We start from the raw sequence: 26,993 nt of genomic DNA, 5'->3' as shown, positions 1-26,993 counted from the left end.
CGCAGACCCCGGTACGGGGAGATCGTCATGTTCGCGCTTGTACCCCTCGCCCACCTCGCGCCACTTCTTCTGGCCTCGACTTTGGCGCCGACCACCTTGGTACCCACGCCCGGTGCGCTTTCCGCCGGCATGCCCAGCTGCGCGCCTGCCCAGCCCCGGCAGTTGCGTTATCTCGGGCGGACCGAGGTGGGGCTGAAGCGCTATACCGACCTGTCGCCCGCCGTGCGTGACGAACTCGCCCTCAAAGTGGCCCGCGAGCAGGCCGATGACACCATCACGATGGGCCGGGACGGCCTGAAGGGGCGCTACCGCTACGAGGACGACATCCGCCACGCGCTGCTGGGCCGCTACCAGCTGTGCGACCGGTTGGACCTCTCCGCCTGGGCTGCCACGCAGCAGGTGACCGCGCGCGTCTACTGCAGCGGCGATGTCTGCCTGGCGGTAACCACCGAGGGGCGCATGGTGGCACGCATCAAGCGCCGCAAGCCCGATGCCATCGATGCCCTGGCCCAGGCGCTGCAGGGCCGCCAAGGCGGGCCGCAGGAAGAGCTGACACTGCCGCCGCCGGCCGCGGGCACAGCTGCGGTCTGGGCCAGGGGCCGTGTGCTGGTCCTGGCGAGGCCCGGCCTCTCGGATCGGCAACTGGAAAAAATCCTGGCCGCGCATGGTGGCAGGGCCCGTCGGCTGGGCCTCACGCCGCTGCACGTCGTGTCCTTGCCGGACAACGCCTCGGAGACTGCGGTGGCCCAACTGCTGGCACGCCACCCGCAACTCAAGTCGGCAGAGCTGGACATGCGCATCAGCCCGGCCGCCGTCCCCAACGATCCCTATCTGGGAAGCGAATGGCACCTCAGCCGCATCCAGGCACCCACGGCCTGGGACACGGCGCAGGGCGCCAGCATCCGCATTGCCATCCTGGACACCGGCATCGACGCCACCCATCCTGATCTGGCCGCACGCATGGTGCCCGGCTGGAATTTCTACGACGGCAACAGCGACACCAGCGATGTCAACGGCCATGGCACTGCGGTGGCGGGGGCGGCGGCAGCCACGATGAACAATGGCGTCGGGGTCGCCGCCGTGGCCGGCCAGGCAGGGCTGATGCCGGTGCGCATAGCCGACCCCAACGCCTACGCCTACTGGAGTACCACGGCGCAGGGCCTGATCTGGGCCGCCGACCAGGGCGCCCGGGTGGCCAACATCAGCTACAACGGCGTGGCGGCCAGCAGCTCGGTACAAAGCGCGGCCGACTATCTGCGCAGCAAGGGCGGCCTGGTGGTGGTGGCTGCGGGCAACAACGGCATCGACGAGGGCATCCTGCCCAGCCCCAGCATGATTCCCGTCTCGGCCACGGACGAGAGCGACAACAAGACCAGCTGGTCCAGCTACGGAGCTTTCGTGGCGCTGGCCGCGCCAGGGCAGAACATCTGGACCACCACGCGGGGTGGCGGCTACGGCGCCTGGTGGGGAACCTCCCTGGCCAGCCCCGTGGTGGCTGGCGCGGTGGCGTTGATGATGTCCGCGCGGCCATCGATGAGCAATTCGCAGGTGGAATCGCTGCTGTATGCCTCTGCCGTCGATCTGGGCAGCGCCGGGCGCGATGCCACGTACGGGTGGGGCCGGCTCGATGTCGCCGCAGCCGTGCGTGCGGTCGTTGCGGCGCCCGCGCCGGATAGCCAGGCGCCCGTGGCGGCCATCACCGCGCCTTTGCCGGGGGCCACGGTCAACGGCCTGGTGGCCGTGGATGTGAATGCCTCGGACAACATCGGGGTGGTGCGAGTGGATCTGAAGGTCAATGGCACCCTGGTCGCCAGCGACACCAGCAGCCCGTATGGCTTCAGCTGGGATTCAACCTCGCAGGGCAACGGCGTGGCGCAGCTGTCGGTCACTGCGGTGGATGCGGCGGGCAATGCGGCAGCCTCCACCAGCGTGCAGGTCTCGGTGGTCAATGCGGTGGCTGTGGATTCCCAGGCACCGCAACTGAGCATCACCAGCCCGGTCACCGGCAGCAAGGTCTCCGCCAATGTGATCAACGTGACCACCAGTGCCAGCGACAATGCCGGTGCTTCAGGCATCCGTCAGCAGCTCTACATCGATGGCCAGTTGGTGGCGACGGTTGCGGGGGCGACGCTCAGCTACAGCTGGAACGTGAAGAAGGCCGGCAGTGGCAGCCACGTGCTGCAGGTGGTTGCACAGGACGCGGCAGGCAATGTGAGCGTCGCGACCTCGAAGATCACGAAGTAGGGCGCTGATGTAGACCTGCCAAGGGCGCGGATGGCCCGCGCCCCCTCTCGCCTCAGCGCGCCACGCGCAGCAGAGGCCGCACGCCGATCCGGCGGCTCAGCCCGTAGGCCAGCGTGGCGATACCCAGCAGGGCCAGAACATCCGGTTCCGGCACTTGGCCGCCTGAGCCACCACCCCCCCCACCACCATCACCACCGCAGCCCGCCGTCCCCTGGATGCACCCGGCGAATTCATATGACTGGCCGCCCAGGCCCACATCCTGGAACTTGATGCCGTAGGGGCTGGTGAAGGTGATGCCTTGTGTGAAGTTGCCGGCGGTTGTCAGTGTCAGCAGGAAGCTGGCGCTGCCACCTTCGCCCAGGCCGTCATTGACACTGCCGCCGCTGCAGCCATTACCTGCCCAGACGCACAAGTCCACCTTCTGGAAGCTCGGCAAGGTGTCCATGATGCTGGCGTCCCACATACTGGAATTGGTGGTGGCGCCGCTCAGCGCCGGCGACACGACGTCAATGCCGAACGACATCAGGCTGTTCGAACCCGGGCCGGACGAGCTGTTGGTCACCAGCGTATTGAAGACCGCCTGGTTGGCTGACCAGGACTGCAAGGTGAACTTCACGGTCGCCAGCAGCGTGGCCCCGTCCTGGGTGGTGCTGAAGACCAGTGTGGCCGAGCTGTTGATCCCGGTGAACATCACTGCGGCGGCATTGGCTTGCGTGCAGGCTGCCAACGCGGCAGCGACCGCTACCCAACGAATACGGAACGTCATGATGGGCCCCTTTCAGGGCTAGCGCACTTGGCTTATGTCTCCCCTCGTACGCTGTAAAGCAATCAACGGGCCACCTCGGCAAGTGGTTGATTTGACTGAGATATCAACGCCGTAGCGCGCCTGCGGGGCCATTGCTGTAAAGGCTGGCGACACCCCCAAATATGGGAGCCCCACAGTCGAAGTGGCCCTGGTTCGGGCGGCTCGTGGCGTTGCAAATCCCGGCTTGGCGTCCGCGGTGGCTGTGGTTTGCGCCATGCGCCCCATCCAGAATCAGAGCCACCTTGGCTCGTGGGACTTAGGCAGAGATGCTCGAGGCCATTAGGAGGACGGCGACGCCGGCATTGGCAAGCATCAGCGCTATGTCGACACAGAAGATGAAGAACATCCGTCCGCGAAGCACCGGCCAGAGGGCGAAGCCGCTGCGCTTCTCCATGAGCAGCACCGGCAAATTGCCGGCGAACTGCGTGCCATGCGCCAAGGAGAGAATCGCTGCCAGGACGGCCATCTGGCGTGCTTCCGGGAAGAGCGCAGGCACAAGCAGGATGACGCCCGCCAGCACGGCAAATGCAAAGTTGAGGCCACCAAGAAAACGGATCGATGCAGCGAGGATGTTGAACAGGGGGTGGCTTCTATCGCTTCTCGCGACCAGGAGTTTTGCCGCTGAGCTCGCGCGGATCCCGAAATAGATGGCACCGGCGCCAAACCACAACAGGTTCAGGACCATCAGGACGAAGAGAGGCGGTTGATAAAGAGTCATCTCGATTTCTTGGGGCTTTCCAGATCCTTCCACTGGGCGCCCTTGATCATTCCTGTGGCAAGAATAGGTCAATGTTATTGACCTGAATGGTAGCGCACAACTATCCTCCCCAACTTTCTGACATGCCATTCATCGATGACCCAAGATAGAGCAGCCCTAGACCTTCCGGTGGTGGAAAAAGCCGGCATCCGCGCACTCCATCCGCTGGATGGCGCGCTGCTGCTGATGCACTTTGCATTTCGAGGCCTCGTGGTTCAGGCGGATCAGTACCTGGCGAAACACGGGCTGTCGCGCGTGCACCACCGGATCCTCTACGTGATCGCGCGAACCGACGGCATCTCCATCGGAGGGTTGTTGGAGGTGTTGGGCATTACCAAACAGGCACTTCATCGCCCAATGAAGCACCTTCAGGACCACGGCTATGTGATGGCAGAGCGCGATGAGCACGCGCGCAGATTCAAGCTGCTGCGCCTTACCGCCAAGGGAATCAAGACCGAGCGCACGGCCTCCGACCATGAACGCGCGGCAATGGAAAGCGCGTTGGGCGGCATGTCTTCTTCGGAACAACAGGCCTGGCGAGATGTGATGTCCCTGTTGGCGGCGAGGGTCTGATGCCCAACCCCAGCACATGGCGTAGCGGCCAACGCCCCGCTGAGGACGACCGCGCTGCAGCTGCGCTAACACCGAGGGGGTCCGTCGACGACTGGGTCCACGCGCCTGTTGATCTCCTGGCCCTACCGCAAGCGATGTGCGGCGGAACGGTCCTGCTGCAGCAGGGGGCGGTCCCCACGCACGTCTGGTTCCTTCACCGTGGCGCTCTGAAAGCCTCGAACTACGCCGACTCTGGGCGAGAGCGCATCAAGGAGTTTTACTTCCCCGGTGAGTTCTGCGTGATGTATCTGGCGTGGCTGACGGGCCAGGCCAGCCGCTACCAGGTCGAGGTCGTCGAGGACGCTACGGTTACTTCGATCCCCATCGACCGCTGGGACGCCCCTGAGCTTGCCGAACTGAGAGGCCGTTTGCTGCGAGAGCAATTGACGTTCAAGGAACGCAAAGAGGAGATGCTGCTGCTGCATTCCCCCGAGCAACGCTACCTCTACGTGCAGCTCCATTTCCCCACATGGACGGCTCGGCTCAGCCAGCGGCAATTGGCTGCCTATATCGGCATCACCGAAGTCTCGCTCTCGAGAATTCGCGGCAGGCTGAAGGGATCTCTGCCCCGGGCCACCTCGCCTCGCGGGAGTTATGCAGAGGTTCCTTTTAACAAAGGTTAATGCCAAACAGAGATTCGCGTCGCACCATGGCTGATTCTCCTGCTGCCGATCGGTGCCGTGCCTCCAACGTCTCTCCTGCCGCATGCTTTGGCCATGGGCTCGCTGCTGGTTGACCTGGTCTCTTTCCAGGTCCGCGGTCGTGAACGTGTGCTCGTCCTTCTGAGCCTCTCCACCGGGCTGCTTGCGGTGCAATTCGGATTGCTTGACGCCTGGACGTCGGCCGCTTTGATGTTGCTCGCCAGCGCCCGCTTCCTGGTCAGCCGTCGCGGCAGCAGCCCGCACTGGGAGGCCGTGTTCCTGAGCCTGGCAACCGTCATTTTCCTGATCCTCCCGTTCTCCATGGCCGGTGTGCTGGCCTGGCTGGGGAACTGCGCGCAGACCCATGCGGCCTTCCTTCAGGATGACAGGCGGATGCGCGTGCAGTTGATGGTCGGCACATTGCTCTGGATTGCTCACAACCTGCTCCTGAATGCGTGGGTGAGCGTCCTGGCCGAGTCCGCATTTCTGCTCAGCAATGGCGTCGGGCTCTTGCGCTTTCACATCTTGCCCGGGCTTCGCAAGGTGCGGCCCATCCCCTGACGGCGGGCTGCTCTGCCCACCGGAGCACCGACGCCCGCAGCTCAACACGACCAACCATGAACGCAGTTGTCACTGAACTTCCCGAGATCACATCCATCCCCTGGCCCACCCGCCTGTTCCTGACGGGCGGTAGTGGCTATGTCGGCCGAAACCTGATCCGGCACTTCGTCGGCCAGAAGGTCGAGGTGGTCGCGCTTGCACGAAGCGCCGAGGCGCGCCGTGTCGTGCAGGCTCTCGGAGCGATTCCATTCGAAGGGGACTTGTTTTCGCCGCATCTGGCGGCCGGCATGCAGGGGTGCCAGGCATTCATCCATGCAGCGGCGGACACCGGCCACGGGCCGGCCAACGCTGACCAGCGTCGCACGAACGTGGAAGGCACTCGCGCAGTATTCACCGCTGCCGCTCAAGCGGGCATACGACGAGCGGTGCATCTCAGCACGGAGTCCGTGTTGCTGGATGGGCGCCCTTTGGTCAATGCGGATGAGCGCCGTCCTTATCCGACCCGCCCAGTGGGGGGCTACTCCGCCACCAAGGCGGAGGCTGAGCAGGTCGCCCTGGGCGCGCTTGCCTGGGGGGTAGACGTCACCATCGTGCGGCCTCGATTCATTTGGGGAAGGGACGACACCACGGCATTGCCCCAACTACTCAAGGCGGTTGACGCCGGGCAGTTCGCCTGGATCGATGGTGGGCACTATCAAACGTCGACGACTCACATTGCCAACCTTGCTCACGGCATCGAGCGTGCCCTGTTGAAGGGGCAGGCAGGGGCATGCTATTTCATCGCGGACGCCGAGACGGTGGAGTTCCGCGGCTTTATCAGCGCGCTGCTGCAGACTCAAGGTCGCCCGGTGCCGGACAAGACGGTGCCTCGATGGGTGGTGCAGACTGTCGCGCGTGTAGGCGAGGGCCTGGCCGGGCTGAGCCGAGGGCGTTGGCAACCGCCTGTGACCCGGCAATCGCTGGCGCCATCGGCTGTGGAAGTGACCCTCAACATCGACAAGGCCCGTCGCGAACTTGGCTACAAGCCGCCCTTGAGCCGGGCTCAGGGACTTGCAGAGCTTGTGAACTGCGAGAACAGGTGAATTGGCGCTATTGGCCTGCTGTAGAAGTGCTTCGGACTACGGGTTCCGTTGACCAGGATGTTGGGGAGGCCGTCAGAACTGGCGGTGGTGAGAGCGCGGGGTCGCCCGTCTTCAACAGGCGCCGATGAAATGCCAGCCCGCTTTCACCCGAGCGATTTCAGCAAGGCGGCCAGCTCGGGGTCCATGTCGGCAGGGAGGGCGCCGCTCGATGTGTCGGGCGTGACTGGCGTGCCGGAAGTGCTTGAGAGGCCTGCTGTGGCCGGGATGCTTGAGTCGCCTGATGTCACTGATGCGCCCGATGTGTCCACTGTGCCTACGGGCCCCGCAGCACTGGGCCCGTCCGTGGTCGCGGGCGAATGTCCGCTCAGTTGATCACTCGTGGCGGTTGCCGATGACGCCTCCGATGCTGGCTGCTGACGCGCCGTACCTGCGCCGGCGAGGTCGGCGCCGTTGATGGTCCGCAGCCAGGGAATGTTGACGACGCCTTCGCCACGTCGCGCTGTCAACGCAGCAATGCCCAGGCGCTGCAGCCGGCCAGCGGTGTCAAGGTCAATCAGTCGTTGCGTACAAGGCAACGCCAGGCGATCACCAGAGCGGCCTGCATAGGTCACCACCGGCAACCGGTCCACCGCCGAGCTACCCCTCCATGGATGCTGGCCCAGCGCGCACAGGGCCAGCAGGGCGGGGTGGCCCCACAACAATCCCTGATCTGGCTCGCCTGAATGCCACTCCTCGAAGGGAAACGCGTCGATCGGGTTGCTCCACGCCCCATAAGGCTGGCGAAGCAGGAACGGAGGCGCAAACAGGGCCAGGGCTGCCGCGTCGGGGTGCTGCCGCAGGCCTTCAAGGGCTTGCAGGGCACTTGCGGGTGGGGCGGCCTGGGCATGAATCGGCTCAAGCGGGCGGCTGTCGATGGCCGTCAGCCAGATGGCCCCTGCCTGCGTGGCCAGGGAAGCCGCTCGACCCAGCCTTGCGATGTCCTCTGGCGTGGCTTCAAAGCAGCTGAGGGCGACGATGAAGCTGAAGCTGCCGTCAGTTTCTTGCTGCGGCTCTTCAACAAGCCAGCGGTGCAGCTGGCTCCGGGTCGCGTCCGCCGCATCCAGGGACTCCCGAAGCGCGGCGTCACTGATGTCGAAGAGGACCACTGCCGGGGCACGGGGGGGATCCAGGCGGTGCAGCAACCACTCGATGCCGCGCCAGTGGCACTCCAGGCGCTGGAAGCCGGCGTCCTGCAACTGGCGGCGCAGGGAGGCAGAGGCCGCATCCGTGTCGCCATCCATCGGAAGCGGTGGCATCAGATGGGGCATCAACGCGTCGGGGTGGAAGCTCTCCATGCTGCGAGCCACGGCGGAGGTGCCGGGCAGATGGGGCGCGATGTCGGCCAGAACATCATCCAGGGTGTCTGGTCGGACAGGTCGGCCCGCCGGGGCGTACGGGCGGTCCTGCGGCCTTGCTTCGCATTCGGTCGGCCTGCTGGAGAAGTGGCCAAGGATGGCCACACGGGAATGCTGGGCGAGGGATGGGGAGGTGGTCATGTTCGTCAGAACTGGCAGTGGCAGTGGCCGTGGCAGTGATGCATAGGGGCATGAATGCGTGATGAATGGGCGAATGGATGCGCGAATGGATGCGCGAATGGATGTGTTCAACCGGGATGGGGCTGTCACCAGGAGGCCGGGCATTTGAACTGCTCCAGTGCCGGCAGCTTCCAGCCGTTCTGGGTGCTGTCGGCCGTGAGCAGGAAGGCAGCCCGCTTGCCGTCAGCCAATTCCATGGAGAAGCGCAGTTCCTCCGGCCGCTGGCCTGGCGCGGCGCCCTGCTGGCGGAGCAGGCGCAAGAGGGCCCAAGGGCCTGCAAGGGTTCGCGGCGCGATGCCGGGCGTCGTCAGGCGTAGCGGCGGTGCATTGGCTGCGGCTGGCGCCGAGATCGGCAGGGCGGTGGCGGCATCCTTGGTCCAATGAAGGCGTTGGGTGTCCAGGTCCATCGTCATCTCTGAGAGGCCTCCAGTGAAATCGGTGACGAACAGCGAGCCCTTGAGCCCGGGTGGCGCACCCGGGCCGCTAAAGAAAGTGTCACGGATGAGCGCAGCCCGCTCGAACTGCGCCAGCGCATGGGTCGCCGCGGCGCTTGGGCGGTCGCTGGGCCGTGCGGCGCGGCCGGAGCGGCCCGCAGCAGCTTGGCCAGACTCCTGAGCAGCATCCTTGAAGCGCCAAGGTTTTCGGGTGGTGTCCACCATCGGTGCCAGGTGTTGCTGGAAGAAAGTGTCCAGCTCGCCGCCGGGGCCCAGCCATTGGGAAAAATCCCGGGGCAGAACGTCCGGCGCGGACAGTGGGCCCATCGGGAAGCGGCCACCGATCATGCGGGAACAGCGTTGGGCCAATGGTTGCAGTGCAGTTCGCAATTGCTGCTGCGTCAGGCGCTGATGGTCGGCCCTCGCCGCCTGCACCAGGGTCGTGAGCATCGACCGGACGGGTTCCGGCTGCCGAAGGGCCGCCTGCCGCACCCCTTCCAGCGCCTCTGGCGCTGGAGGCACCGACTGCTCTGCGAGCGCCGTCTCCACCGCATTGAAGTGCAGCGACACCGCCGTGAAGAGTTGCATGGCCTGTTCAACGCCGCTGGGCCGACCTTGCTCCAGGGAGGTCCAGGGCGCGAGACGGCGCTGAACCTCGAGCACGATGCGGGCATTGGCGGTGGCGCCCTGCGCCAGCTGCGTACCTGCCAACGGGCCGGAAGCCGGTGTGGCCTCGGCGACGGCGCCCGAGGCAATGGCGGCCATTGCCTGTGCCGTCAACGCCGAGGCTCCGGAAGCAATGGCCCCGGAGATACCTGGGGCGGTGGCTCGAGCGCCGCGTTCGAGCCGGCCCTGTCGGGCGACCGCATGCAGGTAGGCCGCCAGCGGTGAGTCCGGAGCGGCCAGGCGCCGGGAGATGGCGGCGGCCCGCTTGAGCGGCATGGCGGGTTGCAGACGAAGGTCGCTGATGTCTTCCTCCCAGGCATCCGCATAGGCCTGGGCATAGCGCTCGGCCACGGAGCGCAATAGCGAGGCTGCACTGGGCGTTCCCGGCGGCGCACTGTCGTGGGTGAGCCAAGCCTCTTCATCCACGAGCTTGCTGGCAATGGCCTGCAATTGGGGCATCACGGCGCGTTGGAAGCCGTCCCGGGTGAAGAGCGCCGGGATTTCTGCGGTCAGCGGCCGCCCGCTCGCACGGACGAACACGTCAGCCGCCTGATCTCCTGCCAGGGAGATCACTGACTGGCCGCGGGCACCGCTGGCCGTCGCTGCCGCTCCCAGCTGCGACAGCGCCCGTTCTTCCAGCGTGCGGGCCGTGAGCAGGGCGCGGGCCCGCCGGACCAGCGATGTGTCCAGTGGCAGGCGTGACGGCAGCGGGGAAAGCGCCACCAGCGGATCGAGGTGCTGGGTCAGCAGTTCCGGGGAGACACCCGGTGCCGGGTCCGCCAAGACCCAGCGGCGCCACTCCATGGGCTTGAAGCGTGCATGTTGATAGCCCATGAGGTAGCCACGCAAGGCCACATGGACAGACTCGCGTCGCCGGGCTGGCGGCGTGCCGCGTCGTTCCAGTTCTGCGGCCGCCACACTGTCGGCCAGGCGCTGGGCAAGCCGCCGTTGTATGCGGGGCAGCAGGGCCTCCGCCAACAGGCGCTCATACGCCGTCTCGCCGCCATCGGCCAGCTGAGATTCGTCGAACAGGTTGAGACGTTGCGACCATCCGCCGTCCGGCGGATGGGCAATGGCGCTCAGCGCGTCCAGCAGGGGAAGCAGTGCCGGCACCGACCCGTCGTCTGCACTGCCGGCTGTCCCCGGCTGGCCATCAGCGCCCAGTGCGGCCACGGCGGCCTTCAAGGTGGGTAAACGGCTGGAGGTGATTCGGATGCGTTCCTCGGCATGGAGGTAGCTGACCGTGCTGTAGCCCAGCGCCAGGCCAAACAGGGTCAGCAGGCCTGCCCAATGGATGGCGCGTCGCCTGCGCCGCCGGGCAGCAGCCTCGGGCGTCTGCGTGACCAGCCATGACTCGGCCAGGACGACATCCCGCCAGAGCTGATGGGTGAAATAGACCTTTGATGTCGGTGTCACCGCTGACGTTGACGGGAACGCTGCTGACGCTGCTTCCGGGGTCACTTTCGATGCGGATCCCGGCCCCTGTGCTGCTGCCTCCCACGACGGGATGGACGACTGAGCCAATGATGCCGTGCTCGGATGGAGAGGCAGCCGTTGTCGCAGCGCCTGGCTGATCGGATCCAGGGTCGGTACCCTGGTGCCAGGCTGGACGGCGCAGGTCAGGTACAGACCGCGCAGCAGGGCGCAATGGCCGTCCTCCATCGGGGCCGTCAGTACGTCCACGAAGCGGGCCAGCGGCTCCGCCATCGCCAGCACCGTCATCGGGAAGGCCAGTCGGGCCGCAGCTACCTGGCTCGCCGCGACCGGGTCCGCCGCCGCTGTATCCTCTCCATCCAGGAGACGCATCCGGTGGGCCTGCAGGCGTTGCACCAGTCCCAACAACCCCTGGCGTACCGGCGATGCTGTATCGCGGTAGTGACCGGCTTCGGCCTCCTCCGCAGCAGCTGCCGTTGTGGAGGCCATCGAGCCCTCCGGTGGGGATCCTGCCGGAGGCGCGCTGCCAGCGCTGCGGGTGCGCCACCACCTGCCTGCCTTGCGAGCGTTGCGAAGGTGGAGGCGGTCCGGCAGGGGCAACGTCACGCCCAGGCACTGGCCTCGCTCCGCCGGTGTCATTGCGGCAAATGTTTCGTTGAATCCTTCCAGCCGATCGAGGTGGGTGAGAACCAGCCAGACCGGAAGTTCCATGGCCAGGCGCTGTTCAATGTCATGCAACCAACCGGCCATGCGCCGGGCAGTGGCTTGCTGCTCCTGCGGCGCCGCTCGCAGCAGGTGTTGGATGTCCAGCGTCAGGATGATGCCGTTCAGGGGCCGGCGCGGCCTGGCTCGTCGCAGCAGCTTCAGGAAGTGGGTCCAGGTCCCGCCCTGGAGGGCTGCATCGTCTACCGCGGCCATGGACGCGGTATCTGCCGAGTCGTCCTCTGTGGGCGCCGCAGCCCGTGGGGGAGTTTGAGAAAGCGCTGTGAGGTGACGGGTGGTTTCAAACAGCACCGCCTCGTCGGTGAACCACCAGTCCATGGCGCGGCTGCTGCCGCTACCGGCCACCGGGGTAGGGGCGCTCGGCTGAGTGGGGCTGCTGGTGGCGGCGGTCAGCCCGGAGGTCTTCAACAGCGCGCTTTTACCGCTGCCCGAAGGGCCGAGGATCAAGTACCAGGGACGCTCGTGCAGGGGCACGTGCGGAATGCCGTCGCGGCGTTGTCCGGCCGCACGGGTTCCGATCTGCTTGAGGGCCAATCGAAACCGGTGAGACAGTTCTCGAGCGGAGACGTCGCCGGTGGTGCCGGCGTCACGCATCAACTGCACTCGTGCGCGTGTGGCGCGCCAGCGCTCCCATCCATAGGCGAGCAGGACTGCCAAAGGCAGCCCCATCAGCAAGGTCAACCGTTCGGCCACGCTGTCCAGCGGCCTGTGGTCCATGACAACCACCAGGGGACCGGCCCACCAGGTGATTGCCGCTGCGACGAGCAACCCGGCCAGTGACCAGAACCAGGAGGCCCTGGAAGGCAATGCCATTGACCGCTGTCTCATGGCTGATCCTCGTCCATGGGAGACAGCAAGGTGATATCCACGCGCCGATTCCTGGCTCGGCCCTCGACCGTGCCGTTGTCGGCGATCGGATCCATGCCACCCAGACCACGGATCTTGAGGCGGCTGGAAGGGATCAGGTCCAGCAACAGGTTCCGTACGTTCTCGGCCCGTGCCCGCGACAGGTCCCAGTTGGAGCTGAACTGGCTGTTGCTGATGGGCCGGGCATCGGTATGACCACTGATCAGGATGGTGCCTTGGACCTGGCCCAGCGCGGCCGCGACGCGGCTCAGCAAGGCCTCCTGGCCTGGTCGGATGGAGGGGCTGCCTGAAGCAAAGAAGGTGTCACCCGGCAGGCGGATGATCAGTTGGTTTATCGATGACACCAGCTCAAGGCGGCCTTGGGCTACATCATCGGCCAGTGCGTGCTGCAACTGTTCGCGTGAGGGATCCACCACCGGCGAGCTGATGTCGTCGGGTTGGGAACTGGACGGTGGCGATGGCGGCAGTTGCAATTCGGTGAGGCTTCTGAAGCCTGGGCCGGCGTGCTGCGCCAGGCGTGCGCGCTGAACCGCGAAGCAGACGCACCACAGCAGCGCCAGCGCCACTGCCATCACCCAGATGGGCACCTGATGGCGCCAATGTCGCTCCGGCGCGCGCAGGCCCAACCCCGTAGGGGACAGGCCAGCGGCGGCCGCGGGAGCCGGATCGACCAGTTGTCGCAGCCGTCGCCTCAGTTGGCACAGGCGTTCCTCGCCATGCGGTGCCACGCGGAAACGACCCTTCAGTCCCAGGGCCAGGACGCAGCGGTACAGCGGCAGCAGCGCGTGTCCAGGGTCCGCGTCCCGGGCTGTTTGCTCCAGCGTCAGGAAGACACGGTCGCCCCCATCGGTGAAGCCGTGCAGCGTCACCAGCAGGCTGTGGGACGCCCAGGCCGCAGCCCGCGCCCACGGGGTGGAAGCGACCGCTTCGTCCAGGGCCGTGCACAGCAGCTGGCTGGCGTCCGAGATGAGGTCTTCAGCGACCCCTCGGTGGGCAGCCACCTGCTGGAAGCGCCGCACTTCTGCGATGAGCTGATCTCGCAGCAGCTGTGCGTCGGCAGGCATCAGCCCGGCCCTGAGTTGCGCCAGCGCCAGCAACAGCGGCTGGGCGGCCCCCAGCAGCGGATTGTCAGGATCGTGGGTCAATGGGTCGCTGTTCGCCGGCCCGTCGGCCCGTCGCCCGTCTGCCAGCGTGTCGAACATCGGGCCTTGCGCCGTCTTGCCCGGCGCGATCAGCCTGGCCAGCGGGTCGAGCGTGGGGTCATTCCATAGGTCGGCCAGTGCCGCAGGCGCGGTAGGGGGGGGGAGGCTCATGGTCGCAGTGCCCACAGTTGCAGGGCGAGGCCGGGCAGGTCGCCCGCGACGTGCAGGGCCAAGGTACCGGCCTGGGCCAGTTCCTCCCACAGAGGATGCCCACGGCCTTCGACGCTGAAGTAGAGCTTGTCGGCCTGGAAGGGCAACTGATGCGGCGCGGCTGGCAGCGGCTGAACAGGAACGCCAGGCAACTGGAACTGCAGCAGGTCCAGGATGCGGTCGGCGCTGGCGATCCTGAGCAGAGCGGGGAATCGGGCGCGCAAGGTCTCAGGGCTGACCTGTGCCTCGACGGTCAGCACGAATCCGGCCGTCTGGAGCAGGGAGGTTTCGCCGAGCGTGGCCACCAGCACCTCCTGCGGGCCCGCGATCAGCGGGATGGCCACCGCACGGCGTTCCAGAACCTGGGACAGCGATTGCCGCAGATCGGCCATCAGCGGCATGAAGCATTCAGCCAGCCGGTGGTGGTCATAAGGGGCACGTGGCGCTGGCGTGCGGGCGTCGCCATGGGTGGACATTTCACCCAGAAGGACCGACAACGCCTGGTAGAGCGGCTGCGGATGCAGGGGGGTGTTGGCGCACCATTGCTCCAAGAGCGGCAGGGCACGGTTGAGAGTGGACAGCAACAGCAAATCGGTCACTTCCGCTGTTTGCAGACCGCTGCGGCCGCTGAGCCGCTCCGCGAGGACATGGGCACGCTGTTGCACCAGGCCATGGAGTTCGATCAACTGCCGGCTGAGCGATGGATGGGCCTGGATATCCAGCAGGGGCGGCAGGTAGGAGGGGTCCAGCAGCACCTGCTGGTCCAGCCGACGTTCCATGACGTGGCAGACCTCCAGCGCCACCATGCCTTCGTCACAGTCGCGGGCGCGCATCAACCGGAGGTCGGGGCGGCCCAACTGGATGGTGGCTGTCCGAAGGGTTGAGGCATGGCCGTCGGCCAGCTCCAGCTCTTGGGTGCGCCAACGGGTGTGGAGCAGGCCCGCAGGGGGCGACGCGGGGTGCGGCAGAGCGAGGCTTTCGGCATCGCTGTCCGGCGTGCCTCGCCTCGACAGCGGCCAGGCCAGGACGATGCGTTCGTCACGGAGGTCCTCGGGCAGTGTCAGCGCGGCGGGCGCATGGTCGCCGGCGCCCAGGTCGAAGGCGACGCCGTCGGGCATGACGCCCTGGGCCTGAGCCAGGGCGATGCGCCCGATCTGCAACGCCGAAGCATCCAGGCTCAGCCGCTGCCATCCCCAGTGCCACGGTGCGAGTGCGCGCAGGCATTGACGGAGTTGCCAGGCTTGATGGCGGTCCTGTTGCTGGAAATGCTGAGGCCGCAGGAACAGCCCTTCAGTCCACAGGACGGGGAGATGATGATTCATGGGCACTGTCGCAATAAGTTCAAGGAATTTGCTGAATGACCTGTCCGGCGAACACGACCCGGATGACGCCTCCCCACTGGCAGGTCAGCGAGCAGAGTTCGTCCAGGGCGGGCAACTGGCCCACCAGCACCGAGGGGACACCCGGCAGCCATGGCGCGGGCGTGGCCGGCAGACACGGCGCGGGGGTCGGCGCACCCAGGGCGGCGGCGGTGGCCGCGATGACCATCGGATTGGCCGGGGCCGTGCACACCCCGAAAGGCAGGATATTCAGCAAGGGGACATGGTCCATCACCACCCCCAATGGGCGTTGTTGGACCAGCACCGGGCGTGGGGTGGCGTTGAATACCGAAGGCGCTGCGCCAAAGGTGCAGGCCAGGGTGGCGCCAGTGCAGACGTGAAGAGGCATGGGTCATCTCACGACGGTCCACCGTCGATCCAGGTAGGCCAGCCGCAGGGGCCAATCCCGTTGTCGCTGCCCTTGGCGGTCAAAGGCGGCCAGGGCGGGTCGGCCTTGACGGTCCACGGCCTCGTGCAGGCGGCCGCCGGCCTGAGGCAGCAGGCGGAAGTCGTCAAGACCAGGCCACTGCCATTTCAGCCCATCAATGGGTGGCAGCAGCGGTGGGTGGCCGGGGTAGGCCATGGCCAGTTCCCGATGGCGGAGGGCCAGAAGGTCGGCCAGGACGGCGGCATTGCCGTGCTGCAGCGCTGTGGCCAGTGCTCGTAAAGCAGCATGGGCCTGCGCGATGTGGTGGGCCCGTGGACGCAGGCGCGGCGCGTCCTGCCACCGCCAGCGTGGAAAGGCGGCGGGCAGGTCGCACAGGACAGTGGCTGCGGGCTGTGGTGTGGAGCGGGCCAGCCACGGCCACGGCCGTTCTGTGGTCGTCGGGGCCTGCAACTCACAGCCCATCAGCGTCCGGGAGGTTCCCGGTGTCATGGCAGCACCAGGATGTGCCCACAACACGCGCGCGCTGGCCAACGGAACATCAGGAGCGTCTTGGCGACGGTGGGGGCCATTGTCTGTGTGGCTGCCTGAACGACTGTCCGGGCGAAGCGGGCTGGCTGTCCACTCCAGCGTCAGTTGGTTGGGGCCGGCCACCATATATTCATGCAGGGTTGAACCGGCCTGAGGCCAATGGGCATCGGCCCAGACCAGCGGCACATCATTGAAGCGGGCAAGCACGCGGCCGGGGCCACGGACCCGCAACACCAGTGAGAGCAACGCAGCTGTCATCCGTCGAGGCTCCAGTCCAGCAGTTGCACCTCCGGCAGGTGCAACTGGCGCCACTGTTCGCCCTGCCAAGGGTGGCGGACGCGCAGGCACAGGGTCAGCGGGCCGCAGGAGGCCTGAGCAAACAAGGCCAGCCCCGCGCCCTCCTGGCGCAAACCGAAGCGTGCCTTGAGCGGGAGGGCCGGCGCTTGGGGCGCCTGAGCAATGGTCAGTACCGCCCCTGAGCCGGCGGCGACTGGCGTCCACTGCAGGTCCGAGAAGGTCTGTACCGAGATGGCTGAAAGTGTGTGGCCAGGGGCCACCGGCACACAGCCGCCCTGGTCCAGTGTCCAAGGCACACGGCCTTGCGCCATGCCGTCGTCGCCGTCGCCGTCGGAAGAGGAAGAGGACCACGGCCTGGGGCTCCAGGTCAGCCAGACCTGGGCGTCGCCGATCGTCAGGCGGGCTCTCGCATGCATGTCGGGCTGCCAGGGGAGCAGCGACCACCGCGCCCACCACCGCATCGCTGGCGGTTGGTCCGCCACGCGCCGGGCGTGCGCCTCGGCCGCGGCTTCCAGCGGCGCGAACGCATACCCCCAGATCAAGCTGCCTGCCCCAGTCAATACCCGGGGGCAGGACTGGATGTCGATGTCCTGCAGACCATGCTGCCGCCAGACCTCACCCAGCCGCACCCAGCCGCGCTGCAGTTGTTGATCAAGGTCCGCAAAGCGGCCGGAGAGCGAGAGCCCGGCGGGATGATCGTCGGCATGACCATCACGTTCGCGATGGGCCTGAGAGGCAGCGCAGGGCAAGGCGGCGCCGGCTGGCACTGACCGCTGAGGCGGGTCCCGGCGCCAGTGCAGCGCCTGCTGTAGCGCCGGCCAGGCAGAGATTCGCAGGCGCGGCACGTCGGGCGGGTCGGCCAGCGAGGACAGCGGCGTGAGCAATTGCTCCATCGGGGCGGCTGGGGTGGCCATCTGGCGCGAGGCCGGACGGCAGTCCGTGGGTAGGGGGCTGTCGACAAGCGCCACCACCGTGCTGCCGGTATGCCGGTCCAACCGCCATCGGGCGGGCGCAGTGGCAGGCAAGCGGGTTTGCTGCAGCACGCGGCCTGAGCACGGCTGAAACGCCAGGATCGTCAACCCGCTCACCGAGGGACCCGGTTCCGGGGCTACCCGATGCAAGTTTGCGATGGCCGCGTGCGACGGCTGCAACGCAAGGGTGATCTGCGCCGGAGCCGGGTGGACGGGCTGCCAGGCGAGGCCTGCGTCCGCTGGCACATACCGGCCCGTGGCGGCGGGAAATTCCAGTAGCACCGAAGCAGCGTCGTTCGTCATGACGTGCCCTCCAGTGGATCCTGATGTTCCGGTAAGGCGTCCGGGCGTTGGGGTGATGACGGCGTGGGCGGCTCGACACGACCAGCACTCAGCGCCGAGCCTCCGGAATTGATCAACACCAGCGGCCCCGAGATTGACACGCCTTCCGGGCCGAGGGTCAGGAATGACCCGCCGGCGCTGAGGCTGATGCGGGTGTCCGATTGCAACACCACCGCCAGCGGCGCCTGAACTTCCGCCTTGATATTGCTGGAGAGCCGCAACGGCTGGCTGGCACTGATGGCCACTTCCGCATCGCTATGCAGGGCGAGCGTCTTGCCGCAGCGCAAGGCCAGGTCGCCGTCCACCCGCCATCGGCCATTGCCAGCCAGCGCAGCCCGCAGATCGCCGCCGAGCTGCAAATCAGTATTCGCCGCCAGGTCCAGCCGACTGTCATTCTTGATGGCGAGTGTCCACTGGCCGTTGATTTCCTGTCGACGGTCCCCACCCACCCAGGACCACGAGTGGCCCTGGATGCTTTCCTGCTGATCACGGCCGATGCGCAGATGCCAGTCCGCCTGCGATTGCATCCAGACATAGGCGGCCTGCTGCCGATCTTCAAAACGGATTTCGTGCGCTTGGCCGGCACTGCCCTCGATCACCTGGGAGCGCCATCCGCTGATGCTGGCATGCTGCGGCAGCAGATAAGGCGGTGGACGCTTGCGGTTGTGCAGACGGCCGATGACGATCGGGCGGTCCGGGTGACCATCCAGAAAGCCGACCAGGACTTCGTCGCCGATACGCGGATGAGCCATAACGCCGAAGCCACTGCCGCTCCAGGATTGGCAGACGCGCACCCAGCCTCCTGCGTTCTCGTCGCTGCCGTCCGGCCCGGATGACGTCTTTGCGTCGGAAGCGATTTCCCAATGAAAGCGGATGCGCACCCGTCCGTCCCTGTCGGCATGAACGGATTCCCCAGGGGGGCCAATGACCGTGGCGGACTGCGGCCCCGGCATGCAGCCAGGCGGTGTGACAGCGGGCGCCAGGGGTTGATCGGCGGGAACCGCCTGCACGGCGGCCACGAAGTGGGAAATCGGCCGGAGGTGATGCCTGGGTCCTGCCCGCCAGAGCGGTCCCGCCGGGGAATCGTCAAAGTCGTCGGTCGGGGCTCGCAGCGCGCCGTGGCCGGCTTGCCTGAGTTCGAACCGAATGGCGAGCACCCGATAACGACCGGCATCCACGGGATGGTCCACCAGTTCGAAGTCGTGGCCGCAGAGCACCTCCCGGCTACTTGTCTGTGCGCCCGAGAGATCGGCCTGGTTGGCGAAGGCATGGGCCCAGGACTCCGCGCGGCGTTGGCCGGCCTGCTCGTGGGCGGCGATGTCGGCTTCCGGCCCCTCGTCCGCCGGAAAGCCAGGATGCACGGCATACCGCAAGGGGCCGGCAGCGGCGTGGGCCAGCGGCCGGCGGCTCTGTGCCTGCAGCGTCTGGTCGGGAACCTCCGCCGAAAAATCATGCAGGCTGACCTGCACAGCCTGGAGTTGCCGCCGACGCGACCAGTTCCAGAGGATGTGGCCAGGGCGCTGACCTGCCTGCGACGGTTGCGCCGGCTGACCGGATGACGGGTGGGGTGGTTGCCAGGAGAGCGTCGGGCCGGTGCCACTGCTGTTGCGGGCGCTCGCATCGGCCAGGATCAGATTCGCACCCTGGGTATCGTGTTCAAGCCAGAAGATCAGTCCCTCATCGGCCAACAGTCGGCGGATGAAGTCCAGGTCGCTCTCCCGGTACTGGATGGCCCAGGGCCGTGGATGAAAACGCAAGCGGTGGCGATGTTCTACCTGGGCATGCGGTGAATAGGCGTCCAGCACAGCCTGCAGGATTTCTCCAGTGGTCTTGTGACGGAAGGCCCGCAAGGGGCTGTTCAGGCCGAGCAGGTTCAACCAGGGGCGCAGCACGATCCGCCAGCCCAACACCGCCGCGGCGAGGGAGTTCGGGGGACGTTGGTCGTCTCCCTCGGTGGGCGACCGGTCGGCCGTCTCGACCTCGGCTACCCACCCATGCAGATGTCGCATCTCACCGGACGCCAAGGGCAGGCGGACGCTGGCGGGGCGGCCCAGCAGGCGGTTTGCCACGCCATCGTCAGCGGGACCGTCCAGGATCAATTCGTATCGGGGCACGCCGTTCACGACTTCCTGGGCGTCCAGGTGCCGCAGCCGCCAGGGGCCATCCGCCGTGGGCGGGGGATGGAATGTCGCCTCTGCGGGCCAGGATTGCGAGGTCATCGCTGGCCTCCGATCGTCCGATCGTCGGCAGGGCCTGCGCCCGGGCGCCTGGCCAGCCAGCTGTCATGTCCCAGCCGGGTGCCGTGGTCGAGCCGCACGCTGGGGCATTGGTCCGGCCTCAGCACCAGTTGCACATCCCATTGCCAGCCCAGCCCCAGCCATTCAGCCATGAGCGTGCGCAGCCGCACGAGCTGAGGCCCACCGGGTTGGAGCTGACGGAACTCGGCCAGTGACAGCGGGCCCAGTACCAATCGGATGCGGTGGTCGACCTCCCACACGTGCCCACCGAGCAAGACGTCCTGGCCCAGGCGCTGACTGCCCTGGCCCAGCCCGCAGCGCCAGGCCGAAGGCACTGGCAGCCAGGCCCCTTGCCAGCAGCAGACACGCGCGGGAACGTTCAGGCCGAAGGCACACCATTGCGCCAGCAACGCCGGGGAGCGCGAGGTGGACCACAAGGGCGCTGCGAAGGCCAGTCGGCCAGGCGCTGGTGTGACGTCTGATGCGTCAGCCCCATGCCGGCCGGTCAGGGCGTTCAGCCAGGTGCCCGCCTGCGACTGGGCATCCACCGTCACCTGGGCCTGGGCCCAGGCCCGATAAAGCAGCATGCCGAACCGGTGGGACAACAGATCAAGGAACCGGCCAGCCGCCGGTTGTCCGTCATGACGTGCAAGGCCCGCGACCCATTCGGTCAACCAAAGCGGTAAGGGCCCATGCGGCCCGAGCAGCCCGAAACCGTGTTGATGGACGTGCACCGGGGGGGGGCTGTCACGCCCCTGGCCCGGACCGACATCGCTCACGCCTGGAGATGTCATCTCCAAGCTCGCGGGCTGATGCAGGCGCACCGGCTCCAACGATGGGCGTCTGGCATGCCCCAGCGGTGGCCGGTCGGCGCGCAGTGTCTCCAGCTGACGAAGAAGGTGGAACAGATCGCGGTTCATGATTGCCACCGGCCGATCTCTTCGCCACTGGTGGAGAGCAGGATCAACGCGACCCATTGGTTGATGGCCGCCTGGCCGGACAGATAGCCATGGAGCGCCGCTCCCAGGGGATAAGCGCTCGCGCCTGCGAGGGCATCCTCGTTCACGGTCAGCCGGATCTCGATGCCGCGAGAAAAGGCGATGGGGCCGGGCGAGGGGTGGCGCCGCACAGCGGGGTGTGCCTCCAGCTGGAGGATCGCGTGGAGGCTTCGCTGGGCCTCGGGCGCGGCGGCCTGGGGAAGCCGGAGCAGCCAGTCGCGTAGCGCACGTGCGGCAACTTCACCGTCAGGGATGCTCAGCGGTCGGTGGTGCAGGGCCAACAAACCGATCAGCGTGATGGCATCGCTGTCCTGGGCCGCTTCGATCGGTCGGCTGGGCCCTGCGACGATGTGGATCGCGTCCAGCGGCTGTTTGCCGCTGGCCGACCAGCGAGTGTTTGCAGCGGGCGTCGCCGAACTCGCGTCAGGGGATGACATCAGGACGGAAGGCGATGTTGGTGTCGAGGCAAGCGCGTCGGGCCGCGTTGGGGCCAGGCTCAGAGGCAGATCCCGGTTGCTGCACAGCAGGCGTGGCGACACGAGGTGGAGCGGCTCCGACGTTGCACCCGTGGCGGACAAGTTGACAAACACCTCACTGCCGGCATAAGCGCTGCGCGGACCGCGGCGCCGGATTCGGTCCGAGGCATGACGAGGTTCTCTGCGTAGACCGAAGCGATAGGCGGGAGGCGGATCGTCCTCGTCACCCGGACCCGGCGCCAGCGGGCGGCCGAGGGGAAAGGCGTCCGGGCCGACTGGCGTGTCCCAGCCCTGAATGGGATGTTCGACGCCCGACTCATCCACACCCGTCAGCGCCGTTACCGCGATGACTTCATGGTCCATCGGTGCCATCCGCCGGGGGACCAGATGCACCTCTCGCTGTTGCGCGTGCACCGGCAGCGGATCTCCCCGCAGTGCAAAGAGATTGATGGCGGGCACGCAGTTGAGCAGGAAGTGCTGCGCCTGTATGTCTCCCTCAAGCGCCTCGGCCGTGATGTCGAAGTAGCAGACAAGCTCCAGCACGGGCCCGCGGGTGGCGGCCAGGGTCGGCGCCACATGCCGCAGATCAATGAATTGGCTTCGCTCCGGGAAGGCCAGGTGTTCCTGCAGCAGGCGCAGCCCCGACCAGCAGGTACTGCTGCAGGGAAGGAGGGCTTCTTCAGGGCTCAGGCCGGCGGGCTCGACCGTCACCTGAGGCCACCAGGCACCCTCGCCGGGGGCGCCGCCATGCACCGCCACGACGTGTGCTCGCATCAGCGCCAGCAACTGGGTGGCGGTGGCGGCAGGGCCGTTGAGGAACAACCTGAACCGATCGGCCGCCAACTCATCGAAGGAGCGGTCCCCGGGCAGTCGCAACTGAAGTGTCAGGGCGCTGCGCGCCGGCCGGGACCCGGTGACGGGACGGGGCAACTGGGACAAACGTTGGCTCAGCGTGGCCGTCTCCACACGGGCGGGGGTGAGCCACGTCTCCTGGCTGGTGACGAAGTGGCAACGGGTGGACGAGGCGCCCACTGCGGGGGCGCTGAGGCCGGTGCCGCGCGGCAGCGGTTGTTCATGGGCCAGGGTGGGGGGCGGCAACAACTGCGCGATCAGCATCGAGGGCGTTGGCGCTAGCAGCGAGGGCTGCAGCAGGTCCACCAACCGGTGGGCAAAGGCGGAGGTCTGCGCGTCCAGCATCAGCCGGATTCGCGCTGAAAGAAAGGCGCAGCCCTCTAGCAGCCGCTCGACATGGGGGTCGGTATCCGCACCGGCGCCCAGCCCCAACCGGCCCGCCACCTGAGGGAATTCATCGGAGAACTCCTGGCCCATCTCGCGGAGATAGGCCAGTTCCTCGTTGAAGTGTTGAAGCAGGCGTGCATCCATGGCAGCAGCCTCAACGGCTTTGCAGGCGCAACTGGGCCCGACGAGTGTCCGCATCGAGATCCGCGACGATGGACACCGGCACTGGAGCGCCGGACAGCCACATCCGGGCCAGGATCACCACCTGGAGACGGGCTCCCGCTGACCAGCCTTCGCCGCCCGCAGCCACCCGCCGAAGACTGACGGTCAAAGGGCTCGGCAGCAGCCGGGGTTCGAAGCGACGTATTGCCTGGGTGAGCGCATCCTCCAGCCAACGCAGACGGGATGGGGATAAAGCAAGCCCGGCCCAGGCCGGCAGACCGAAGTTCAGGCAGGAACGCCAAACATGGTCGAGCGCTGACCCATTCGCAGCTGATGGCCATGCCTCTTGCCCAGGCTCCAGGGCAACGGCATTGAACAGCGCATCCAGATTGCGAAGCACATCGGCACGCAGCAGTGCTTCGCTACTCTGAGGGGCGCTCACCGGCGTGGCGGCGAAGCGGTCGAGCAGGGCGGGCTGGGTCATGTCAGTGGCTGGAGGCAGGGCCGTGCCACCCAGAGTCAGGGTCACAGGGCGAGGGGGTGTGGAAAGACCGCGGGAACCCGAGGGACTGCTGGCAAGAGGCGTCGGGCGCCGCCGAAGTCGCCGATGCGGCACCGATAAGGGGCGGGCTGATGTCGGTGCTCAGCGTCCGTCCGTCCGCCAGCCGATGGTCAATGCGCAGTTGACGAAAACCGATATGCCAATGTTCAAGCGGTTGGTCGTGGCGATCATTGCCATCGACATCGACGGCATAGTCCAGCAAGTGGGCTTGACTGAGTTGCCATTGCACCTGACTACCAAAGCGCAGCCGCACAGTCAGGGGGCGCGGCGACCACAACAGGCCCACCATGGCGATGCTGGCGGCGTCCAGCCGCTTGGCGATCGCCAGCGGCGGGCCCTGCACGGCGCCCGCGGCCAGCCTTGAAGCGGCCGCCGGCCGACACATGGACCAACGGCAGCCCAGGAGCGCGATCGCACCACGGGCATCGGCGAGTTCGACATCGCCTTCGATCAGGGAGGCTGATGCAGGCGCGCCGCCGCCCCCCCGCTCTTCGTTGATCCACATCACGGCCGGGTACTCCATCAGGCGGCCCCCTGCCCATTGCAAAGCGTGGTGGACGCCTGCCCGGACTGGCCACCCGGGAAATGCCGCAAGCGGGCGGAGCGGGCGCCGCCCAGGACCAGGTGTTCCCGGAGTTGATGCTCGGCCGCGTCGGCATCTGTGCAGACACACACATCCAGCAAGGCGACGTCGGTCAGTTCGATACTCAGCAGGGTGGGTGCGGCGGCATCGGTGTCGGCCGGCGGCGGGCCGGACAGGGTGAGCACGGCCGATTCGGCCCGTTCCCCGCGCGAGAGCGCCTGGAGCAGGGCGGCGCTGGACCGGTCCCATGCCTTGTCCAGGTGGAGGTACCCGAGGCGAAGCGCCGCCAAAGGAACTTCCATGCCGGCCGCGGTGGTGAGAGCGGCCGTGGAGCGGCCAGCCGCTGCCGACCATCGGCAGCGCCTCAATTCAATGAGCCCCTCACGGCCTCGCACGGTGCTGTCGCCAGCCAGCAACCGGCCGTCGATCGTCAGCGCGAGGTGCAGCGAGGACGCCAAGCGGGTGTCCATCGGGTTGGGCATCACTTCAGCTTGTCCGGAATGGCGGAGCCGAGGCGGTTCTCCTTGACGCTCCATTCGAAGCCGATCGTCGTTTCGAGGTTGCCCTTGTTGGTCTGCGGCTTGTAGCCGACAAAGATCTCCTTGAAGACGAATTCGATCTCCTGGCTCATCGCTCCGTCTTCCCCGCCTTTGATGGAAACCTTGGTCACGAAGGCTTCGCTCGCCTTGATCTGGAAGAAGGTCTGGGGGCCGTCGGATTCGCCTGTGGCCTTGAGCATCTCGATGGTGATGATGGGGAAGTGGCGCCCGGCCACCATCTTGGAAAGGATGGCGGTGGAGGAACTGTCGAAGCAGTGGGAGATGGACAACGAGCCGGGCAGCGCCTTGCCCACTGCCGCGCCGCCACCCCGGTCCGAGCTGCTGTCGGCCTCGATGTCGAAGCTCCAGTCGCTGATGTCGATCCAGCCATCCGTGCCGTGGTGGCCCTTCTGGACGGACTCCCCGATCGGGACATCGTTCTTGCCGAAATTGATGAAGGTATTGCCGGGCATTAGGGCCTCACTGGATGGTCATGCGGATATCCGGGGTCGCCTGCGTCATCTCGGCAACGTTCCAGCGGAAGAACTGTGCGGCTGCCAGCGACCCATCACTGTTCTGGCGCTTGTAGCCCAGCGCAATCTGCTTGAAGACAAACTCGACTTCCTGGTTGACAGTGCCGTCTTCGCCAGCGCTGCTGCTCACCTTGGTGATGAAGGCGTCCTTGCAGATGAGCTGGAAGAACAGCTCCGGTTGGTCCTTGCCGGATTGCTTGAGCATGTCGATCGTGACCGTCTTGAAGTGGACGCCCCGGACGATGAACTGCAACAGCACCGGTGAAGACTTGTCGTAGAAATGCGAGATGCTCAGAGCGCCAGCGCTTGGCTTGCCGATGGCCGCTCCGGTGCCTTTCAAATGGCTGGCCTCGGCCTCGGCGGACCAGCTCCAGTCGCCAAGGTCGATCCAGCCACCAGACCCCGGATGACCAGCCTGCTGGGATTCCCCCGGGGCAAGGCCCCCGTCGTTCTTCTCGAAGCGGATGAATGCGTTGCCGGGCATGGTCAGGTTTTCTCCGAAGGCAGGCGGGACACGAGGCGCAGGGAGACGGTGAGGCCTTCCAGCTGGTAATGAGGTTTGAGGAAGAACTTGGCCTGGTAATAGCCGGGTGCACCTTCCACGTCTTCCACGACGACTTCGGCCGCCGCCAGCGGACGCTCTGCCTTGGTCTGTTCCGAGCTGTTGGCCGGGTCGCCGTCGACATAGGTCAGTACCCAGTCATTCAGCCAGCGCTGCATGTCGTCCCTGGAACGGAACGAACCGATCTTGTCGCGCACCAGGCACTTCAGGTAATGGGCAAACCGACAGCAGGCAAAGAGGTAGGGTAGCCGTGCGGCCAGGGCTGCATTGGCCGTGGCGTCCGGATCGTCGTATTCAGCCGGCTTGTGCAGCGACTGGCCACCGATGAAGGCGGCGACGTCGGTGTTCTTGCGGTGCACCAGGGCCAGCAGGCCGTTGCGGGCCAACTCCGCTTCACGCCGGTCAGAGATGGCGATTTCTGTGGGGCAGGTGGTGTCCATCCCGCCGTCGTCCGTGGGGAAGACATGGGTGGGAAGATGCTCCACCGCGCCACCGGACTCCACGCCCCGGATGCGCGAGCACCAGCCGTAGAGCTTGAACGCGCGGGTGATGTTGGTGCCCATGGCATAGGCCGAGTGGCACCACACGTAGCCCTGCTCCCCATGGCTGCCGACGTCTTCCTCGAAGGCGAACTCTTCCACCGGGCTGGTGGCGGCGCCGTAGGGGAGCCGGCCCAGGAAGCGCGGCATGCACAGGGCCACATAGCGGGCGTCTTCGCTTTCACGCAGCGCGCGCCAGCCCGCGTACTCGGGGGTGGTGAAGATCTTGCTCAGGTCGCGTGGGTTGGCCAATTCGGCCCAGGACTGCATTTGCATCAGGGCCGGCGCGGCGTTGGTGATCAGCGGCGCATGCGCTGCCGCGGCCACCTGGCTGAGTTGGGTCAGCAGCTCCACATCGGGCGGGGAGTGGTCGAAGGAATAGTCGGCCACCAGGGCGCCGTAGGGTTCGCCGCCGAACTGGCCGTACTCTTCCTCATAGACCTTCTTGAACAGCGGAGATTGATCCCAGGCCGTGCCTTGGAAGCGGCGCAGGCTGCGCGACAGCTCCTGTTTGCCTACCGGCATGACGCGGATCTTCAACTGCTCGTCGGTCTCTGTATGACGCACCAGATGTTCAAGGCCCCGCCAGGACGCCTCCAGGCGCTGGAACTCGGGGGCATGCAGGATGAGGTTGATCTGGGCGCTGAGCTCCTCGTCGATGCGGACGATGAGCATCTCGATCAGCGCCACGGCTTCCGAAGCGGTCGGCGGGCTGCGCTTCAGGGCTTCCTGGGCCAGAGTCTGAACGGCCTGCTCGACGCGCAGCAGGGCCTGCGCCGATGTGGGCTTGAAGGCCTTGGACAGGGCGGTGTCCAACTGCTCGTCATCGATCTGAAGACCTTGGAGGGCGGGCCCCGGCGCAGGCGACCGGAGGACGGATGGATCGTTCGATTGATCGTTCATATG

At 66.7% G+C, this 26,993-nt stretch carries 23 protein-coding genes; 5 read left to right on the top strand and 18 right to left on the bottom strand.

The features are described from left to right. Nucleotides 1-27 precede the first annotated feature (27 nt). Nucleotides 28-2,244, top strand: a complete 2,217-nt coding sequence (locus BMY53_RS00460; RefSeq protein WP_255369961.1) for a S8 family serine peptidase — start codon at nt 28-30, stop codon at nt 2,242-2,244. Nucleotides 2,245-2,296: 52 nt separating this feature from the next. Here the strand turns inward: BMY53_RS00460 and BMY53_RS00455 are convergent, their stop codons facing one another. Both BMY53_RS00455 and BMY53_RS00450 read right to left on the bottom strand, forming a co-directional pair. Beyond that, nucleotides 2,297-3,010, bottom strand: a complete 714-nt coding sequence (locus tag BMY53_RS00455; protein ID WP_092942359.1) for a cistern family PEP-CTERM protein — start codon at nt 3,008-3,010, stop codon at nt 2,297-2,299. A 295-nt stretch (nt 3,011-3,305) separates the two neighbouring features. Further along, a complete protein-coding gene (locus BMY53_RS00450) occupies nt 3,306-3,767 on the bottom strand; it encodes a hypothetical protein (RefSeq protein ID WP_092942356.1) in 462 nt (153 codons plus the stop codon). A gap of 135 nt (nt 3,768-3,902) precedes the next feature. On the opposite strand from BMY53_RS00450, the gene BMY53_RS00445 reads away from it, so the two are divergent. From BMY53_RS00445 to BMY53_RS00430, 4 genes are all read left to right on the top strand, one after another. Further along, a complete protein-coding gene (locus BMY53_RS00445) occupies nt 3,903-4,379 on the top strand; it encodes a MarR family winged helix-turn-helix transcriptional regulator (RefSeq protein ID WP_092942353.1) in 477 nt (158 codons plus the stop codon). Further along, the gene (locus BMY53_RS00440; RefSeq protein WP_218151151.1) at nt 4,379-5,041 is read left to right on the top strand and encodes a Crp/Fnr family transcriptional regulator; all 663 of its coding nucleotides are present in this window, start codon (nt 4,379-4,381) and stop codon (nt 5,039-5,041) included. The genes BMY53_RS00445 and BMY53_RS00440 overlap by 1 nt, the downstream gene beginning before the upstream one ends. 93 nt (nt 5,042-5,134) lie before the next feature. Further along, the gene (locus BMY53_RS00435) at nt 5,135-5,620 is read left to right on the top strand and encodes a YgjV family protein (RefSeq protein ID WP_092942347.1); all 486 of its coding nucleotides are present in this window, start codon (nt 5,135-5,137) and stop codon (nt 5,618-5,620) included. Nucleotides 5,621-5,676: 56 nt separating this feature from the next. After that, complete coding sequence (locus tag BMY53_RS00430; protein WP_092942344.1) at nt 5,677-6,702, top strand: NAD-dependent epimerase/dehydratase family protein; 1,026 nt, start codon at nt 5,677-5,679, stop codon at nt 6,700-6,702. Nucleotides 6,703-6,845: 143 nt separating this feature from the next. Here the strand turns inward: BMY53_RS00430 and BMY53_RS00425 are convergent, their stop codons facing one another. The 16 genes from BMY53_RS00425 to tssC all read right to left on the bottom strand — a co-directional run bounded on the left by BMY53_RS00425 (nt 6,846) and on the right by tssC (nt 26,990). Further along, on the bottom strand, nt 6,846-8,237 hold the full coding sequence (locus BMY53_RS00425) for a type VI secretion system contractile sheath domain-containing protein (protein WP_177200648.1): 1,392 nt from the start codon (nt 8,235-8,237) through the stop codon (nt 6,846-6,848). A gap of 125 nt (nt 8,238-8,362) precedes the next feature. Then, a complete protein-coding gene (gene tssM / locus BMY53_RS00420) occupies nt 8,363-12,250 on the bottom strand; it encodes a type VI secretion system membrane subunit TssM (protein ID WP_177200647.1) in 3,888 nt (1,295 codons plus the stop codon). Between the two features lie 107 nt (nt 12,251-12,357). Beyond that, on the bottom strand, nt 12,358-13,713 hold the full coding sequence (gene icmH / locus BMY53_RS00415) for a type IVB secretion system protein IcmH/DotU (protein ID WP_092942336.1): 1,356 nt from the start codon (nt 13,711-13,713) through the stop codon (nt 12,358-12,360). Next, a complete protein-coding gene (tssK, locus tag BMY53_RS00410) occupies nt 13,710-15,074 on the bottom strand; it encodes a type VI secretion system baseplate subunit TssK (RefSeq protein ID WP_092942333.1) in 1,365 nt (454 codons plus the stop codon). The genes icmH and tssK overlap by 4 nt, the downstream gene beginning before the upstream one ends. 19 nt (nt 15,075-15,093) lie before the next feature. Next, entirely contained in the window at nt 15,094-15,480 is a 387-nt protein-coding gene (locus tag BMY53_RS00405) for a DUF4280 domain-containing protein (RefSeq protein ID WP_092942330.1), read from the bottom strand. 3 nt (nt 15,481-15,483) lie between these two features. Next, complete coding sequence (locus BMY53_RS25250) at nt 15,484-16,008, bottom strand: hypothetical protein (protein WP_143073855.1); 525 nt, start codon at nt 16,006-16,008, stop codon at nt 15,484-15,486. A gap of 293 nt (nt 16,009-16,301) precedes the next feature. Continuing rightward, entirely contained in the window at nt 16,302-17,618 is a 1,317-nt protein-coding gene (locus BMY53_RS00395) for a hypothetical protein (protein ID WP_092942324.1), read from the bottom strand. After that, on the bottom strand, nt 17,615-19,876 hold the full coding sequence (locus BMY53_RS00390; protein WP_092942321.1) for a type VI secretion system Vgr family protein: 2,262 nt from the start codon (nt 19,874-19,876) through the stop codon (nt 17,615-17,617). The genes BMY53_RS00395 and BMY53_RS00390 overlap by 4 nt, the downstream gene beginning before the upstream one ends. Beyond that, nucleotides 19,873-20,814 (bottom strand): type VI secretion system baseplate subunit TssG, encoded by a 942-nt coding sequence (tssG, locus tag BMY53_RS00385; protein ID WP_177200646.1) that lies wholly within the window; start codon nt 20,812-20,814, stop codon nt 19,873-19,875. Before tssG ends, BMY53_RS00390 begins: the two co-directional genes overlap by 4 nt. Further along, complete coding sequence (tssF, locus tag BMY53_RS00380; RefSeq protein ID WP_177200645.1) at nt 20,811-22,751, bottom strand: type VI secretion system baseplate subunit TssF; 1,941 nt, start codon at nt 22,749-22,751, stop codon at nt 20,811-20,813. Before tssF ends, tssG begins: the two co-directional genes overlap by 4 nt. Nucleotides 22,752-22,761: 10 nt before the next feature. Beyond that, entirely contained in the window at nt 22,762-23,253 is a 492-nt protein-coding gene (locus BMY53_RS00375; RefSeq protein ID WP_092942315.1) for a type VI secretion system baseplate subunit TssE, read from the bottom strand. Nucleotide 23,254: 1 nt separating this feature from the next. Next, complete coding sequence (locus tag BMY53_RS00370) at nt 23,255-23,836, bottom strand: hypothetical protein (protein ID WP_143073854.1); 582 nt, start codon at nt 23,834-23,836, stop codon at nt 23,255-23,257. A gap of 17 nt (nt 23,837-23,853) precedes the next feature. Further along, a complete protein-coding gene (locus BMY53_RS00365) occupies nt 23,854-24,384 on the bottom strand; it encodes a type VI secretion system tube protein Hcp (RefSeq protein WP_218151150.1) in 531 nt (176 codons plus the stop codon). 11 nt (nt 24,385-24,395) lie between these two features. After that, a complete protein-coding gene (locus BMY53_RS00360; RefSeq protein ID WP_092942309.1) occupies nt 24,396-24,926 on the bottom strand; it encodes an Hcp family type VI secretion system effector in 531 nt (176 codons plus the stop codon). Between the two features lie 7 nt (nt 24,927-24,933). Then, nucleotides 24,934-25,470: an Hcp family type VI secretion system effector gene (locus BMY53_RS00355; protein WP_092942306.1), complete on the bottom strand. Its 537-nt coding sequence runs from the start codon at nt 25,468-25,470 to the stop codon at nt 24,934-24,936. 2 nt (nt 25,471-25,472) lie between these two features. Then, nucleotides 25,473-26,990, bottom strand: coding sequence for a type VI secretion system contractile sheath large subunit (gene tssC, locus BMY53_RS00350; RefSeq protein ID WP_092942303.1), 1,518 nt, complete (start codon nt 26,988-26,990; stop codon nt 25,473-25,475). Between the last annotated feature and the right edge of the window lie 3 nt (nt 26,991-26,993).

This window comes from Roseateles sp. YR242, from assembly GCF_900109745.1.
GTDB lineage: Bacteria > Pseudomonadota > Gammaproteobacteria > Burkholderiales > Burkholderiaceae_C > Roseateles.
Note: the sequence above shows the minus strand (reverse complement) of the source record. Positions and strands in the feature narration are given on the sequence as shown.

Excerpts from the sequence above, each read along its gene's own strand:
- BMY53_RS00395 (WP_092942324.1), bottom strand. The coding sequence starts at position 17,618 with ATGACGAACGACGCTGCTTCGGTGCTACTGGAATTTCCCGCCGCCACG.
- icmH (WP_092942336.1), bottom strand. The coding sequence starts at position 13,713 with ATGAGCCTCCCCCCCCCTACCGCGCCTGCGGCACTGGCCGACCTATGG.
- tssM (WP_177200647.1), bottom strand. The coding sequence starts at position 12,250 with ATGGACCACAGGCCGCTGGACAGCGTGGCCGAACGGTTGACCTTGCTG.
- BMY53_RS00365 (WP_218151150.1), bottom strand. The coding sequence starts at position 24,384 with ATGGACACCCGCTTGGCGTCCTCGCTGCACCTCGCGCTGACGATCGAC.
- BMY53_RS00430 (WP_092942344.1), top strand. The coding sequence starts at position 5,677 with ATGAACGCAGTTGTCACTGAACTTCCCGAGATCACATCCATCCCCTGG.
- BMY53_RS00445 (WP_092942353.1), top strand. The coding sequence starts at position 3,903 with ATGACCCAAGATAGAGCAGCCCTAGACCTTCCGGTGGTGGAAAAAGCC.
- BMY53_RS00405 (WP_092942330.1), bottom strand. The coding sequence starts at position 15,480 with ATGCCTCTTCACGTCTGCACTGGCGCCACCCTGGCCTGCACCTTTGGC.
- tssF (WP_177200645.1), bottom strand. The coding sequence starts at position 22,751 with ATGGATGCACGCCTGCTTCAACACTTCAACGAGGAACTGGCCTATCTC.
- BMY53_RS00370 (WP_143073854.1), bottom strand. The coding sequence starts at position 23,836 with ATGTGGATCAACGAAGAGCGGGGGGGCGGCGGCGCGCCTGCATCAGCC.
- BMY53_RS00450 (WP_092942356.1), bottom strand. The coding sequence starts at position 3,767 with ATGACTCTTTATCAACCGCCTCTCTTCGTCCTGATGGTCCTGAACCTG.
- BMY53_RS00440 (WP_218151151.1), top strand. The coding sequence starts at position 4,379 with ATGCCCAACCCCAGCACATGGCGTAGCGGCCAACGCCCCGCTGAGGAC.
- BMY53_RS00460 (WP_255369961.1), top strand. The coding sequence starts at position 28 with ATGTTCGCGCTTGTACCCCTCGCCCACCTCGCGCCACTTCTTCTGGCC.
- BMY53_RS00360 (WP_092942309.1), bottom strand. The coding sequence starts at position 24,926 with ATGCCCGGCAATACCTTCATCAATTTCGGCAAGAACGATGTCCCGATC.
- BMY53_RS00455 (WP_092942359.1), bottom strand. The coding sequence starts at position 3,010 with ATGACGTTCCGTATTCGTTGGGTAGCGGTCGCTGCCGCGTTGGCAGCC.
- tssG (WP_177200646.1), bottom strand. The coding sequence starts at position 20,814 with ATGAACCGCGATCTGTTCCACCTTCTTCGTCAGCTGGAGACACTGCGC.
- BMY53_RS00390 (WP_092942321.1), bottom strand. The coding sequence starts at position 19,876 with ATGACCTCGCAATCCTGGCCCGCAGAGGCGACATTCCATCCCCCGCCC.
- BMY53_RS25250 (WP_143073855.1), bottom strand. The coding sequence starts at position 16,008 with ATGACACCGGGAACCTCCCGGACGCTGATGGGCTGTGAGTTGCAGGCC.
- BMY53_RS00435 (WP_092942347.1), top strand. The coding sequence starts at position 5,135 with ATGGGCTCGCTGCTGGTTGACCTGGTCTCTTTCCAGGTCCGCGGTCGT.
- BMY53_RS00375 (WP_092942315.1), bottom strand. The coding sequence starts at position 23,253 with ATGACCCAGCCCGCCCTGCTCGACCGCTTCGCCGCCACGCCGGTGAGC.
- BMY53_RS00425 (WP_177200648.1), bottom strand. The coding sequence starts at position 8,237 with ATGACCACCTCCCCATCCCTCGCCCAGCATTCCCGTGTGGCCATCCTT.
- tssK (WP_092942333.1), bottom strand. The coding sequence starts at position 15,074 with ATGAATCATCATCTCCCCGTCCTGTGGACTGAAGGGCTGTTCCTGCGG.
- BMY53_RS00355 (WP_092942306.1), bottom strand. The coding sequence starts at position 25,470 with ATGCCCGGCAACGCATTCATCCGCTTCGAGAAGAACGACGGGGGCCTT.
- tssC (WP_092942303.1), bottom strand. The coding sequence starts at position 26,990 with ATGAACGATCAATCGAACGATCCATCCGTCCTCCGGTCGCCTGCGCCG.